Origin of the sequence: Actinomadura sp. NBRC 104412 (assembly GCF_030269515.1) — a bacterium.
Taxonomy (GTDB): domain Bacteria; phylum Actinomycetota; class Actinomycetes; order Streptosporangiales; family Streptosporangiaceae; genus Spirillospora.
In genome coordinates this window covers 101035-114696 of sequence record NZ_BSTM01000009.1, presented here as the reverse complement: position 1 = coordinate 114696, position 13662 = coordinate 101035, and the positions used below count along the sequence as shown (strand labels likewise).

At 71.7% G+C, this 13662-nt stretch carries 10 protein-coding genes; 3 read left to right on the top strand and 7 right to left on the bottom strand.

Annotation, left to right across the window (positions count from 1 at the left end; translation table 11 throughout):
- Positions 1–8 precede the first annotated feature (8 nt).
- Together glgB and QSK21_RS13950 are read right to left on the bottom strand one after the other, a co-directional pair.
- A complete protein-coding gene (gene glgB, locus QSK21_RS13955; RefSeq protein WP_285696100.1) occupies positions 9–2258 on the bottom strand; it encodes a 1,4-alpha-glucan branching protein GlgB in 2250 nt (749 codons plus the stop codon).
- A gap of 228 nt (positions 2259–2486) precedes the next feature.
- Positions 2487–2705, bottom strand: coding sequence for a hypothetical protein (locus QSK21_RS13950; protein WP_285696099.1), 219 nt, complete (start codon positions 2703–2705; stop codon positions 2487–2489).
- A 202-nt stretch (positions 2706–2907) separates the two neighbouring features.
- Between QSK21_RS13950 and QSK21_RS13945 the strand changes: the two genes are divergently transcribed.
- Complete coding sequence (locus QSK21_RS13945; protein ID WP_285696098.1) at positions 2908–3675, top strand: GntR family transcriptional regulator; 768 nt, start codon at positions 2908–2910, stop codon at positions 3673–3675.
- Between the two features lie 8 nt (positions 3676–3683).
- Here the strand turns inward: QSK21_RS13945 and QSK21_RS13940 are convergent, their stop codons facing one another.
- The 3 genes from QSK21_RS13940 to QSK21_RS13930 are packed head-to-tail and all read right to left on the bottom strand — an operon-like array spanning position 3684 to position 9168.
- The gene (locus QSK21_RS13940; RefSeq protein ID WP_285696097.1) at positions 3684–5249 is read right to left on the bottom strand and encodes a maltokinase N-terminal cap-like domain-containing protein; all 1566 of its coding nucleotides are present in this window, start codon (positions 5247–5249) and stop codon (positions 3684–3686) included.
- A gap of 12 nt (positions 5250–5261) precedes the next feature.
- Positions 5262–7103 carry a maltose alpha-D-glucosyltransferase gene (gene treS / locus QSK21_RS13935; RefSeq protein ID WP_285696263.1) on the bottom strand — a complete coding sequence of 614 codons (1842 nt, stop codon included), beginning with the start codon at positions 7101–7103 and terminating at the stop codon, positions 5262–5264.
- A gap of 37 nt (positions 7104–7140) precedes the next feature.
- On the bottom strand, positions 7141–9168 hold the full coding sequence (locus QSK21_RS13930; protein WP_285696095.1) for an alpha-1,4-glucan--maltose-1-phosphate maltosyltransferase: 2028 nt from the start codon (positions 9166–9168) through the stop codon (positions 7141–7143).
- Positions 9169–9514: 346 nt separating this feature from the next.
- Between QSK21_RS13930 and QSK21_RS13925 the strand changes: the two genes are divergently transcribed.
- Together QSK21_RS13925 and glgP are read left to right on the top strand one after the other, a co-directional pair.
- On the top strand, positions 9515–10066 hold the full coding sequence (locus tag QSK21_RS13925; RefSeq protein ID WP_285696094.1) for a VanZ family protein: 552 nt from the start codon (positions 9515–9517) through the stop codon (positions 10064–10066).
- Between the two features lie 56 nt (positions 10067–10122).
- Positions 10123–12735: an alpha-glucan family phosphorylase gene (gene glgP / locus QSK21_RS13920; RefSeq protein WP_285696093.1), complete on the top strand. Its 2613-nt coding sequence runs from the start codon at positions 10123–10125 to the stop codon at positions 12733–12735.
- A gap of 3 nt (positions 12736–12738) precedes the next feature.
- Here the strand turns inward: glgP and QSK21_RS13915 are convergent, their stop codons facing one another.
- Complete coding sequence (locus QSK21_RS13915; protein ID WP_285696092.1) at positions 12739–13323, bottom strand: hypothetical protein; 585 nt, start codon at positions 13321–13323, stop codon at positions 12739–12741.
- Positions 13324–13354: 31 nt separating this feature from the next.
- Complete coding sequence (locus tag QSK21_RS13910; protein WP_285696091.1) at positions 13355–13603, bottom strand: helix-turn-helix transcriptional regulator; 249 nt, start codon at positions 13601–13603, stop codon at positions 13355–13357.
- Positions 13604–13662 lie beyond the last annotated feature (59 nt).

The window sequence follows — 13662 nt, the reverse complement described above, 5'->3', positions numbered from 1 at the left end:
CCTCGCCTCTAGCCCGCCTCTGGGGCCTCCGGGGCCAGGAAGATGGCTCCTAGGGGCGGCACGCGGATGAGAGCGGACGCGGGCATCGCGTGCTGCGGCTCGTCGGTCGCCTGGACCCGTCCCAGGTTCCCTACGCCGCTGCCGCCGTATTCGTAGGCGTCGGTGTTGAGGAGTTCCCGCCAGGGACCGGCGTGGGGGAGACCCACCCGGTAGTTCTCGTGCGGCACGCCGGAGAAGTTCACCACGCACGCCACGACCGGCTGCCGCCTCACCTCCGGCTCGGTGCTGCCGTAACGCAGGTAGGTCAGGGTGTTGCCGGCGGCGTCGTTGGCGTCGATCCAGCGGAAGCCCTCCGGGACGGTGTCCATGCTGTACAGCGCGGGCTGGGACGTGTAGAGGTGGTTGAGGTCGCGGACGAGCCTCTGGACGCCGAGATGGTCGGCGCCCTCGGAGGCGTCGTCCAGCAGCCACCAGTCCAGCGACCGTTCCTCGGCCCACTCGGCGCCCTGCCCGAACTCCGACCCCATGAACAGCAGTTGCTTGCCCGGGTGCGACCACATGTACGCGAGCAGGACGCGCAGGCCCGCGAACTTTCGCCAGGTGTCGCCGGGCATCTTGCCCAGCAGCGACCCCTTGAGATGCACCACCTCGTCATGCGACAGCGGCAGCACGTAGTTCTCGGAGAACGCGTAGACCAGCGAGAACGTGATCTCGCCGTGGTGGTAGCCGCGGAAGACGGGGTCGTGCCGCAGATACTCCAGCGTGTCGTGCATCCACCCCATGTTCCATTTGAAGCCGAAGCCGAGCCCGCCCAGGTGGGTGGGACGGGACACGCCGGGCCAGGCCGTGGACTCCTCGGCGATCGTCATGATGCCGGGGTTGCGCTTGTAGGCGGTGGCGTTCATCTCCTGGAGGAAGGAGATGGCCTCCAGGTTCTCCCGCCCGCCGTAGACGTTGGGCGTCCACTCGCCGTCCTCGCGGGAGTAGTCCAGGTAGAGCATCGAGGCCACGGCGTCGACGCGCAGCCCGTCGATGTGGAACTCCTCCAGCCAGTAGAGGGCGTTGGCCACCAGGAAGTTGCGGACCTCCGCGCGGCCGAAGTCGAACACCAGCGTCCCCCAGTCGGGGTGCTCGCCGCGCGCCGGGTCCTCGTGCTCGTACAGCGGGGTGCCGTCGAAACGCGCCAGCGCCCACTCGTCCTTGGGGAAATGCGCGGGCACCCAGTCGACGATGACGCCGATCCCGGCCTGGTGCAGGCTGTCCACGAGGTGCCGGAAGTCGTCAGGGTCGCCGAAGCGGGAGGTGGGCGCGTAGTACGACGTCACCTGATACCCCCACGACGGGCCGTAGGGGTGTTCCGCGACGGGGAGCAGCTCCACGTGGGTGAAGCCCATGTCGCTCACGTACTGGGTGAGTTCCTTGGCCAGGTCCCGGTAGTCCAGGCCCGCGCGCCACGAGCCCAGGTGCACCTCGTACACGCTCATCGGCTCGTTCACCCACGAGCGTTCCTTGCGGCGGGCCATCCACCCGCCGTCGGCCCACTCGTACCGGGACGTGAACACCTTCGAGCCCGTGGCCGGGGGCACCTCGGCGGCCCGCGCCATCGGGTCGGCCTTGAGCCGCCACTGCCCGTCCGCGCCGAGCACCTCGTACTTGTAGACCTCCCCCTCATCGACCCCGGGAATGAACAGCTCCCACACCCCGGTGGAGCCCATCGAGCGCATCGGGTGCGCCCGCCCGTCCCAGTGGTTGAAGTCGCCCACCACGCGCACGCCCCGCGCGTTCGGCGCCCACACCGCGAACCCGGTGCCGGTCACCGCGCCGAACGCGGAGGCATAGGTGCGCACCTGCGCCCCCAGGGCCTTCCACAGCTCCTCGTGACGTCCCTCGCTGATCAGGTGCAGGTCCAGCTCGCCGAGGGTGGGCAGGTGCCGGTACGGGTCGTCCTGGATGAGCTCGTCACCGTCGCCGTAGGTCACCGCGAGGCGGTAGTCGGGCACGGCGAGCGGCGCGGTGTCGGAGGAGTCCCCGGCCAGGGACGCCTCCGGCGGCAGCGTGCCGACGAAGACGCCCTCGTGGTAGTGGCGCAGCTTGTGGCGGCCGCCGTTGGGCAGCACGACCTCGACGCGCTCGGCGAGGGGACGCAACGCGCGGACGGTGACCCCCTCCCGTTCCGGATGGGCGCCGAGGACACCGTGCGGGTCGTGGTGCTCGCCCCCGACCAGCTTCTCGATCTCCTCACGTGTCACCCGTGCCATGAGCCCATGGCCTCCTCGCTCCGGGGGTCGTTGTATGCCCAAGCGTGCGCGTACGCCCCTAGGAATGCCCCGGGATCGGCGACTTTCACCTAGGAAGACCTTCACCCGGGAACGGGCCACGGCGTCCCGACCTCGAAGGCCCGGTCCGCCCCCGTCCACGGACCGGGCCCATCCCCCTGCCGGGGGACGCCCCCCGTCACCCGGGGGGAGCAAGGCCGTCCCCTCTCCTCAGCCGTTCCCGCCGTTCCGCCTGGCCTGGTCGATCAGCAGGTCGCGCAGCCCGGCCGCGTCGTCGGCCGCCACCGTCATCGCGTAGCCCGCCTGGAGCTGCGCGTCGGTGAGGTCGCCGCTGCGGGTGGCGTACCAGCGGCCGGCGTCGCTGCGCCACACCAGCCAGCCGGGGAACTCCGCCTCGATGGCCGCCTTCAGATCCTCGAAGTCGCCCATCCAGGTCGTCCTTTCCCCGAGGAGGTTCTTCTGTATACAAAAGTCTTACTCGGTCTAAGAGGTGTCAAGCTGTCCGTAAGCGGACCGTCCCCCTCGGGTTAGCGGGAGAGCGGGAAGGAGGGAGAGCCGGCCTGGGAGCGGCGGCCCGGGTCCGACGACGCGCCGTGACGGGGGCGCGGCGCGCCGGGTACGAGGGAAGGTGATGCCGGTGCCGGACCGTCCGGCCTACCTGCGTATTGCCGAGCTGCTCCGGGGCCAGATCCGGGACGGCCGCTACCCGCAGGGCGCCCGGCTTCCGACGATGTCGGAACTGTGCGCGGAGCACGGCGTGTCGGAGATCGTGGCGCGGCAGGCGATCGCCCTGCTGCGCGGGGAGGGGCTGGTGGAGACCCGCCGGGGCGGCGGGACGATCGTGAAGGTGACGCCCCCGGTCAGGCGGGTGGCGATGGACCGGTACCGCGCCGTCGTCGCCAAGCCGCTGACCGTGCCCGCCACCACCTTCACCCACGACCAGCGGATCTCCTGGGACGAGTACCGGCTGGACCGCGAGTTCACCCGGACCGGGGCCGGCGCCGAGGTCGCCGCGCTGCTGGAGGTGCCGCCGGGCACCGAGGTGCTGCGCCGCCGCTTCGTGTTCCACGCGCGGGGCGAGCCGCAGCAGATCTCGGTGAACTACCTGCCCTGGGACGTGGTCGGCGGCACCCCGGTCGCCGATCCGGCCAACGAGCCGTGGCCCGGCGGCACCCTGGCCCAGCTCGCGTTCCTCGGCCACCCGCCGACCCGGGTGGAGGAGTCGGTGGGCTCGCGGATGCCGACCCCGGAAGAGGCCGAGACGCTACGGATGACCGGCGGCGTCCCCGTGCTCACCATCACCCGCCGCATGCTGTCGGGGCCGCGCGTCATGGAGGTGTGCCGCGACATCGTGATCCCCGCCGACCGGGTGCTGCTCGACTACGCCATCGACCTGTAGCCGCGGGTTCAGTCCTCCGGCGCGAGATGCGCGAGCGACCTCAGGGGCACGGGCAGCCAGGAGGGGCGGTTCTGCGCTTCGTAGCGGATCTCGTACACCGCCTTGTCCAGCTCCAGCGCGCGGATCAGGACCGTGTTGGCCGCGGGATCGGCGCCGCCCGCCTCCGCGTAGCCGCGGCAGAACGCGTCCCGGTTGCGGTCGGCCCAGGCCCGCGCGCGCAGCTCCAGCGTGTGCGCGGTCTCGGGGGACAGGCTGGCGTCGGCGGCGGGCAGGAAACGCGCCGCGTACTCGAAGGAGCGCAGCATCCCGGCCACGTCCCGCAGCGGATTGGCCATGGCGCGGCGCTCATCGTACGGCCGGGCGGGCTCGCCCTCGAAGTCCAGCAGCACCCAGCCCTTCTCGGTGCGCATGACCTGCCCGAGGTGGTAGTCGCCGTGGACGCGTTGCAGCGGCACCTCCCCGGCGGACTCGGCCAGCTCGTCGAAGGCCCGGCCGATCGGCCCCGCGTACCGTTCGAGCTCGGGCACCGTCCGGCACACCTCCGCGAGCTGCCGGTGCATGGCGGCGGCCATCTCGCGGACGTCCTCGGGAGGCGCCAGCGTGACGCCGAACGCCACCGCCAGGTCGCGGTGCACCGCCGCGGTGGCCGCGCCGAGCCGTTCCGCCTCGGCCGCGAAGTCGCCGCCGGCCGCGCCCGCGTCCAGCTCCGGCTCGGGCTCCTCCGCGGCCTCGGCCTTGGCCGCCTCCTCCTCGAAGCCCGGCCGCCGCGCCCCCGGAGGTCCCGGGACGGGGCCGCGGATGGCGGCCGGTCCCGGGGCGACGCCCGAGTTCGGCCCGCCTCCCGGGTAGCGGCCCTGCCCGTCGGTGTCGGGAGAGGCCAGCCAGTCCCGCACGCTGGTGATCGCGAGCTGCCAGCCGTCGGTGCCGGTGCGCAGGTACTCCGACAGCAGCGCCAGCGTCACCGGCTCGTGACCGGCGCCGTCCTCCACCAGCTCGATCCAGCCGTGCACCGGGGCGACATGCGTGCTGCCCGCCCTGGTCAGCGCCAGGCTGACCTCCAGGTCCGGATTGACCCCCGGTGACAGCCTGCGGAACAGCTTGCAGATATAGGACTCCCCGAAGATCACCGAGGTGTTGGTCTGCTCGACCGACACCGGTATCCCGGTCAGGCCGGAGTCGATCTCGGCGCCGGGCGCCCGGCGGAACCGCAGCGGCCCGATCGTGGCCTCGTCCGCCATGCCCTCCAGCAGCACGCGGGTGAGGCCGGGATCGTGGACCGCCTCGTACAGGTGCGTCGCCTCGGGCGACTCGTAGATCTGGCCCGCCCGGACCCGCTCCGGCAGGTCGCCGGTGCGGATCCCGATCAGTAGCTGGTAGCGGTCGGTGACATCGCCCTGGCGGACGTCCGCCACCACGTGCTCCAGCACCGGCCCGCCCGGCTCGTCGACGGTGGCCAGCTCGGTGGCGGAGGTGACGGTGACCTCGTCGATCGGCCGGTCCTTGCCGGCGAACCAGCGCTGCCGCGGCAGCCAGTCGGCGAGCGGCTCCGTCAGGGGCCGGTCCAGCGTGCCCATGGCGCTATCACCTCAATCACCTCGTCGGCCCCCGGCCTCGTCGCCGGCGGTGTCCGAAGCCCCGTGCGGGCCGGGCGACCCGTCCGATCCGGGCGGCGGCGGAAGCAGGAACCAGTAGAAGCCGTGCCCGGGCAGCGTCAGCAGGTAGGGCAGTTCCCCGATCGGCGGGAACCGCACCCCGCCCATGCACTCGATCGGCGCCGACCCCTGGAACCGGCGCAGATCCAGCTCCACCGGCTGGGGGAAGCGCGACAGGTTGTTCACGCACAGGACGGTGTCCATGCCGCCCCAGTGGTTGGACTCGCCCTCGCCGATCTCCCGGACGAACGCCAGCACGCTGGGATTGGACGCGCTCAACTCCACGTACGAGCCGACGCCGAACACCGGGTGCCGCTGCCGGATCTCGATCATCTTCCGGGTCCAGTGCAGCAGCGAGCCGGGGTTGTTGCGCTGCGCCTCCACGTTGACGGCCTGGTAGCCGTAGATCGGGTCCATGATGACCGGCAGGTAGAGCCGCGCCGGGTCGCACAGCGAGAACCCGGCGTTGCGGTCCGGGGTCCACTGCATCGGGGTGCGCACCGCGTCCCGGTCGCCCAGCCAGATGTTGTCGCCCATGCCGATCTCGTCCCCGTAGTACAGGACGGGCGAGCCCGGCAGCGACAGCAGCAGCGCGGTGAACAGCTCAAGCTGGTTGCGGTCGTTGTCGAGCAGCGGTGCCAGCCGGCGCCTGATCCCGATGTTGGCCTTCATCCGGGGATCCTTGGCGTACTCGGCGTACATGTAGTCGCGTTCCTCGTCGGTGACCATCTCCAGCGTCAGCTCGTCGTGGTTGCGCAGGAAGATGCCCCACTGGCAGTTCTCCGGAATCTTCGGCGTCTGGGCCATGATCTCGGAGATGGGGTAGCGCTGCTCGCGCCGCACCGCCATGAAGATCCGCGGCATCACCGGGAAGTGGAAGGCCATGTGGCACTCGTCGCCGCCCACCCCGGGGTCGCCGAAGTACTGCACCACGTCCGCGGGCCACTGGTTCGCCTCCGCCAGCAGCACCCGGTCGGGGTAGAGACGGTCCACCTCCGCCCGGACCCGCTTCAGGTACGCGTGCGTCTCGGGCAGGTTCTCGCAGTTGGTGCCCTCCCGCTCGTACAGGTACGGGACGGCGTCCAGGCGGAACCCGTCGATGCCCAGGTCCAGCCAGAACCGCAGCACCTCCAGCATCGCGTCCTGAACCGCGGGGTTGTCGTAGTTCAGGTCGGGCTGGTGGGAGAAGAAACGGTGCCAGTAGTACTGGCCGCGCACCGGGTCGTAGGTCCAGTTCGAGGTCTCGGTGTCGACGAAGATGATCCGCGCGCCGGGGTAGCGCTCGTCGTCGTCCGACCACACGTAGAAGTCGCCGAACGGGCCGCCCGGATCGGCGCGGGACGCCTGGAACCAGGGGTGCTGGTCGCTGGTGTGGTTCATCACCAGGTCGGCGATCACCCGGATGCCGCGGGCGTGCGCCTCCTCGATCAGCTCGACGAAGTCGCCGAGCTCCCCGAAGTCCGGCAGGATCCGGGTGTAGTCGGCGATGTCGTAGCCGCCGTCCTTCAGCGGCGACTGGTAGATCGGCAGCAGCCACAGGCAGTCGATGCCCAGCCACTGCAAGTGGTCCAGCTTGGAGATCAGCCCGCGCAGGTCGCCGTAGCCGTCGTTGTTGGAGTCGGCGAAGCCGCGCACCGACACCTCGTAGAACACCGCGGTCTTGAACCAGTGGGGGTCGCGCGGCGTCTCCGGGTCGAACGCGTCCGGCACGGGCTCGAACGGCGTGCCGCCGGCGACGTCCGGCGGTATCTCGGTGATGGGCTCCTCTTCCGGCATGGGCCCCGGGGGCACGGGGTGGTTCGCGTCGTTCAACTCATGCCTCTTCGTGCCTGCGGAGCGTGAGGATGTGGGCCGGCCGCTCGTGCGGGTCGAGGCGCACGTAGTTGGACCGGCCCCAGCGGTAGGTCTCGCCGGACAGCTCGTCCACGACCTCGAAGCCGTGGGCGTCCTCCGGCAGGCCGAGCGCGGGCAGGTCGAGGTGGACGGTCGCCTCGCGCACCTGGTGGGGGTTGAGGTTGACCACGGTCAGCACCACGTCGTCGAGCCCGGTCAGCGGGGCGGGATCGTCGGGGGCGCCGGGCGAGTACGGGCCGTGGGCCTTGGAGAAGGCGATCAGCTCGGGCTGGTCCGGGAAGTGGAACCGCAGGTCGCGCAGCGTCTGGAGGGCGGGGTGCGCGCGGCGCAGCTCGTTCAGCCGGGTGATGAGGGGCGCGATGCTGCGTCCCTCCCGTTCGGCGGTCTCCCAGTCGCGCGGCTTGAACTGGTACTTCTCCGAGTCCCTGTACTCCTCGCTGCCGGGCCGCAGCGGAACGTTCTCGATCAGCTCGTACCCGGAGTACACGCCCCAGGTGGGGGAGAGCGTCGCGGCCAGCACCGCCCGGATCTCGAACGCGGCGCGGCCCCCGTGCACCAGGTACTCGTTGAGGATGTCGGGGGTGTTGACGAAGCAGTTGGGCCGCATGTACTTGGCGGCGTCCCCGGACAGCTCACGGAAGTACTCCTCCAGCTCCTCCCGGGAGTTCCGCCAGGTGAAGTACGTGTAGGACTGGTGGAACCCGATCTTGGCGAGGGTGTGCATCATCGCGGGCCTGGTGAACGCCTCGGCCAGGAACAGCACGTCGGGATCGGTGCCCGCGACCTCCGCCAGCAGCCGCTCCCAGAACCGGACGGGCTTGGTGTGCGGGTTGTCCACCCGGAAGATCCGCACCCCGTGGTCCATCCAGTGCCGGACGATCCGCAGCACCTCCCGGTAGATGCCCTCCGGGTCGTTGTCGAAGTTCAGGGGGTAGATGTCCTGGTACTTCTTCGGCGGGTTCTCGGCGTAGGCGATCGTCCCGTCCGCGCGGGTGGTGAACCACTCGGGATGCGACCGCACCCACGGATGGTCGGGGGAGCACTGGAGGGCGAGGTCGAGCGCGACCTCCAGGCCCAGGTCGGCGGCGTAGGACACGAAGGCGTCGAAGTCGTCCAGCGTTCCCAGCTCGGGATGGACGGCGTCGTGCCCGCCCTCCTCGGAGCCGATCGCCCACGGCGACCCCGGGTCGTACGGGCCGGCGTCCAGCGTGTTGTTGGGACCCTTGCGGAACGTGCGGCCGATGGGGTGGATCGGCGGCAGGTACACCACGTCGAAGCCCATGTCGGCGATCGCGGGGAGCCGTTTCATCGCGGTGCGGAACGTTCCGGACATCGGGCCGCGGCGCCCCATCGGGTCGAACGACGCGCCCTCCGAACGAGGGAAGAACTCGTACCACGACCCGTACAGCGCCCGTTCCCTGTGGACGACCAGCGGCAGCCATTCGGTCGTGGTGAGCAGGTCGCGCAGGGGGTAGCGCCGCTCCAGGTCGAGCACGTCGGGATGGCGGGCGGCCTCCATGCGGTCGGCCACGGCGGCCGTGTCGTCGGCCAGCGTCTCCGCGAGCCGCGCGAACGTGTGCCGGTGGACGGCGGGCAGGCCCTCGGCGGCGCGGGCGAACAGCAGCGACCCCTCGGTCAGCATCAGCTCCACGTCCTGGCCGCGCGGCACCTTGATCTCCGCGTCGTGCCGCCAGTGCGCGATCGGGTCGCCCCACGCCTCGACCCGGAAGTGCCACAGGCCGGGTTCGGTCGCCGCGACCGGCGCGGCCCACCGGTCCAGGCCGGGCGCGACCTCCCGCATCCGCACGGGCCGGCCGACCGACCCGTCCGGGGCGCGCAGCACGACCTCGGCGCCGAACATCTCGTGGCCCTCGCGGAAAACGGTCGCGCTGACGTCGAACGTCTCCCCGACGACCGCTTTGGCGGGCCACTCGCCGCAGCCCACCCGGGGCTCGACATCGAGAATGGGAATGCGGCCGAGCCTCACGTCGTCGTGCGCCGGTCCCGGCGCGGCGGGCGGAGCGCCGGGCGCGCGCCGGTCCCCAGGTCGCTGCCGGTCAGGGGCCTGCCCAGAGCTTCCTTTCGCGGTTCGGCTGGCGGACGTTCCGGACCTGACCTGCATGCGCCATCCCCTACCCGGTTGTCGGTTCCAAAACGTCATGCCCGGGATCGCGCGGCTACCGTCATGGAGGTCGAGAGAACTTTGCGCCACCGGCGAGGTACTTGCCGCTCACCCCTGGTTCCGTGGGTTTCCGGGGGGGTCCGGGGAGCTGCTGACCGGCTCTGGTCAGCGGCCGGCGAACCCCGCGAGGACGCGGTTCGTCGTTCCTGGCGTGCCCGGTTACGTGCCCGTTGAGGCGATATGGGGGCGCGGCCTGTGGGTGCTGAGCGGCCTGGCCGTCGCGCTCGTGGCGTGGCGTCCGCTGGTGCGCCGCGCCGGCTGGGCGCCATGGCCGACGCTCGCGCTCACGGTGTGGGTGACGCTCGTCGTGTCGGTGACGTCGCCGAGGTCCGCCGACCCGGGGGCGGCCGCCCGGCTCGGCGCCTGCGTGAGCGACCCCGTCGCCGACATCGCCTGGTCGATAGGGATCTTCGGCACCCGCGGCCTGGAGGACGTGATGAACGTCGGGCTGTGGGTGCCGTGCGGGCTGTTCGGCGTGCTGGCGACCCGCCGCGCCGTCGCCGCGCCCGCGCTGATCGCCGCCGGGTTCGTGGCGGTCGAGCTGCTGCAGTCGCTCGACGCCGGACGCTGGTGCGACCCGGGCGACTGGGCGTACAACTCTTTCGGCGTGGCCGCGGGGGCGCTGGTCGCGGTGGTGCTGCGGCGGTGGCGCGCATCGGGTGATATCGGCGGAGACGGGGACGGTGCCCCGGCGGTCGGGTGATCCCTACCGTCGCGCCGCTCGCGATCAGCGGCCCGTATTGTCTAGCGTGACGGTACGTGAAGGCCATACGACGATTCACCGTCCGCACCGTTCTGCCGGAGCCGCTCCGCGGGCTCGAGGAACTGATCCACAACCTGCGCTGGTCCTGGCACAACGAGACCCTCGACCTGTTCCGCTCGGTCGACCCCGCGCTGTGGGAGGCCGTCGGTCGCGACCCGGTGCGGCTGCTGGGCGAGATCCCGCCCGAACGGCTCGCGTCGTTGTCCGAGGACCGGCGGTTCCTGCGGCGCCTGCAGAACGCCACCGAGGAGCTGAACGACTACCTGACCGCGCCGCGCTGGTACCAGGGACTGGCGGAGCGGGACGCGGACGTCGCGCCGCCTTCGTCCATCGCCTACTTCTCGCCCGAGTACGGGATCGCCGCCGCGCTGCCGCAGTACTCAGGCGGCCTCGGCATCCTGGCCGGAGACCACCTCAAGACCGCCAGCGACATGGGCGTGCCGATCATCGCCGTGGGGCTGCTGTACCGGCACGGCTACTTCTCCCAGTCGCTGTCGCCGGACGGCTGGCAGCTCGAGCACTACCCGGCGATCGACCCCAACGGGCTGCCGCTGCGGCTGCTGCGCCACGCCGACGGGCATCCCGTCCACATCACCATCGGGATGCCGCCGGACGCGGGACGGGGCGGCGACCTGCGCGCCCAGGTGTGGCTCGCCCAGGTCGGCCGTGTCCCGCAACTGCTGCTCGACTCCGACGTGGAGGAGAACGACCAGGCCACCCGCGACATCACCGACCGGCTGTACGGGGGCGGCGGCGACCACCGGCTGCTCCAGGAGATGCTGCTGGGCATCGGCGGCGTCCGCGCCATCCGCGCGTACTGTGAGATCACCGGCCATCCGGCGCCCGAGGTGTTCCACACCAACGAGGGCCACGCCGGGTTCCTCGGCCTGGAACGCATCCGCGAGCTGGTGTCGGGGAACGGGCTGACCTTCGACGAGGCGCTGGAGGCCGTGCGGGCGGGCACGGTCTTCACCACCCACACGCCCGTCCCCGCCGGCATCGACCGGTTCCCGCGCGAGCTGATCCAGCGGTACTTCGGCGGATCGGACGTGCCGGTCGAACGGATCCTGGAGCTGGGCGCCGAGACCTACCCGGGCGGCGACCGGACCATGTTCAACATGGCCGTCATGGGGATGCGGCTCGCGCAGCGGGTGAACGGCGTCAGCGAGCTGCACGGGCGGGTCAGCCGGGAGATGTTCGGCGGGCTCTGGGGCGGCTTCGACACCTGGGAGGTGCCGATCGGCTCCATCACCAACGGCGTGCACGCGGGCACCTGGGTGGCGCGCGAGATGTTCGACCTGGCCGCCCGCGAGGTGCCGTCCGTCGTCGAGACCGGCCGCGGCTGGGACGCGGTGCGCGCCGTGCCGCCGGGCGACGTGTGGCGGGTCCGCCGCGTGCTGCGGGAACGGCTCGTCCACGACACGCGGCGGCGGCTGCGCGAGTCGTGGCGGGCGCGCGGCGCGAGCGAGGCGGAGATGGCCTGGATCGGCGACGTCCTCGACCCGGACGTGCTGACGATCGGGTTCGCCCGGCGCGTCCCGTCCTACAAGCGGCTCACGCTGATGCTGCGCGACCCCGACCGGCTGCGGGCGCTGCTGCTCGACCCCGAGCGTCCCGTGCAGATCGTGATCGCGGGCAAGGCGCACCCGGCGGACGAGGGCGGCAAGCGGCTCATCCAGGAGATCGTCCGGTTCTCCGACGGCGAGGACGTGCGGCACCGCATCGTGTTCCTGCCCGACTACGACATCGACCTCGCCCGCGTCCTGGTGCAGGGCTGCGACGTCTGGCTGAACAACCCGCTGCGGCCACTGGAGGCGTCCGGCACGTCCGGCATGAAGGCCGCGCTGAACGGCGCGCTCAACCTGTCCATCCGGGACGGCTGGTGGGACGAGTGGTACGACGGGCAGAACGGCTGGGCGATCCCGTCCGCCGACGGCCTGGCCGCCCCGGACCGCAGGGACGCGCTGGAGGCCGCCGCGCTGTACGACCTGATCCAGGACCATGTCGCCGTCACCTTCTACGACCGCGACTCGGCGGGGCTGCCGCGCCGCTGGCTGGAGATGGTCGAGCACACCATCGCCACCCTCGGCCCCAAGGTGCTGGCCACCCGGATGCTGCGCGACTACGTGGAGAAGTACTACCTGCCGGCCGCGGCGTCCGCCCGGGCCATGTCCGCCGACGGGTACGAGGGCGCCCGCGCCCTGGCCGCCTGGAAGCAGAAGGTGGCCAAGGCGTGGCCCGCGGTGGCGGTCGAGCACGTGGAGACCGCCGGCGACGAGAGCCCGCACGTCGGCGCCCGGCTGTCGGTGCGGGTGGTCGTCGAGCTGGGCGACCTCGACCCGTCGGACGTCACGGTGGAGGTGGTGTACGGACGGGTGGACGAGTCCGACTCCCTGATCGAACCGTCCTACGTGGAGCTCACCGGCGGCGAGCCGGTCGACGGGGGCGGGCGCCGCTACGTGGGGGAGGTCCCGCTGAACCGCAGCGGCGCCTTCGGCTACAGCGTCCGCGTCCTGCCCCGCCACCCGATGCTGCCGGGCCGCGCCGAAATGGGCCTGGTGGTCGTGCCCCCGGCCCCGGTGGGCATGACGAACGGCGATTTGCGCTGAGCACTACACCCGGGCCTGCCGCTCCTCGTCCCTGTCCTCGCCCTCGTCGTTGTCCTCGTCGTCGGCGGGCGGCGGGTCGGGCAGCCCCCAGGCGGCGGCCAGCAGCGGCAGCGCCCACACCGTCACCAGGAGCGCGAAGAACAGCAGCGCCACGGCGGCGCTTCCCAGATCCGTGACGTCCTCGCGCGAGCCCTCCGGCAGTGCCAGCGTGACGATGAAGTAGGTGACGGACAGCAGCAGCAGCGTCAGCTTGTGGGCCACGGCGTGGGCGCGCAGCCGCTCCTTGGCCTGCCGTTCGTCCAGCAGGTGCTCCGGCAGGCCGACCGTGCCGCGGGTGCTCAGCGCCAGCGCGTACCAGACCCAGGCCCCGGCCGTGCCCAGGATCGCGAGGATCACGAAACAGGTGACCATCGCGGCGGTGCTGGGCGCCAGGACCCAGGACACCGCCGTGTTCACCCACAGCAGCCCCACCAGCCCGGCGCCCGCGACCACCAGCCGGCGCCGCCCGGCGCGGCCGGCGTAGCGGGCGGGTGGCTCCTGTGCGTACGCCTTCAGCAGCCTTTCCTCGCGCTTGTTGCGAGGTTCCATTCCGTGCTCCTCTCCGTGCTCCGCCGCCATGTCACGCCCGTTCCGCGGGCGCGCCGAGGCGAGGGAAGGGCGTCAGCGAGAAGACGACCTCGACCGGCACCTCGAAGTAGGCGGCGATCCGCAGCGCCAGGTGCAGGCTCGGGCTGTACTCGCCGCGCTCCAGGTAGCCGATCGTCTGGTAGTGGACGCCGAGCGCGGTGGCCAGCTCGCGCCGCGACACACCCCGCTCGGCCCGCAGCACGGCGATCCGGTTGTGGACGAGTTCCTTGTCCGTGGACACCGCCGTCGCCCCTCTCTGGAGTACAACTGCGGTAGACGATAGCAGAAGTACTACATCAC

Excerpts from the sequence above, each read along its gene's own strand:
- glgB (WP_285696100.1), bottom strand. The coding sequence starts at position 2,258 with ATGGCACGGGTGACACGTGAGGAGATCGAGAAGCTGGTCGGGGGCGAG.
- QSK21_RS13950 (WP_285696099.1), bottom strand. The coding sequence starts at position 2,705 with ATGGGCGACTTCGAGGATCTGAAGGCGGCCATCGAGGCGGAGTTCCCC.
- QSK21_RS13945 (WP_285696098.1), top strand. The coding sequence starts at position 2,908 with ATGCCGGTGCCGGACCGTCCGGCCTACCTGCGTATTGCCGAGCTGCTC.
- QSK21_RS13940 (WP_285696097.1), bottom strand. The coding sequence starts at position 5,249 with ATGGGCACGCTGGACCGGCCCCTGACGGAGCCGCTCGCCGACTGGCTG.
- treS (WP_285696263.1), bottom strand. The coding sequence starts at position 7,103 with ATGCCGGAAGAGGAGCCCATCACCGAGATACCGCCGGACGTCGCCGGC.
- QSK21_RS13915 (WP_285696092.1), bottom strand. The coding sequence starts at position 13,323 with ATGGAACCTCGCAACAAGCGCGAGGAAAGGCTGCTGAAGGCGTACGCA.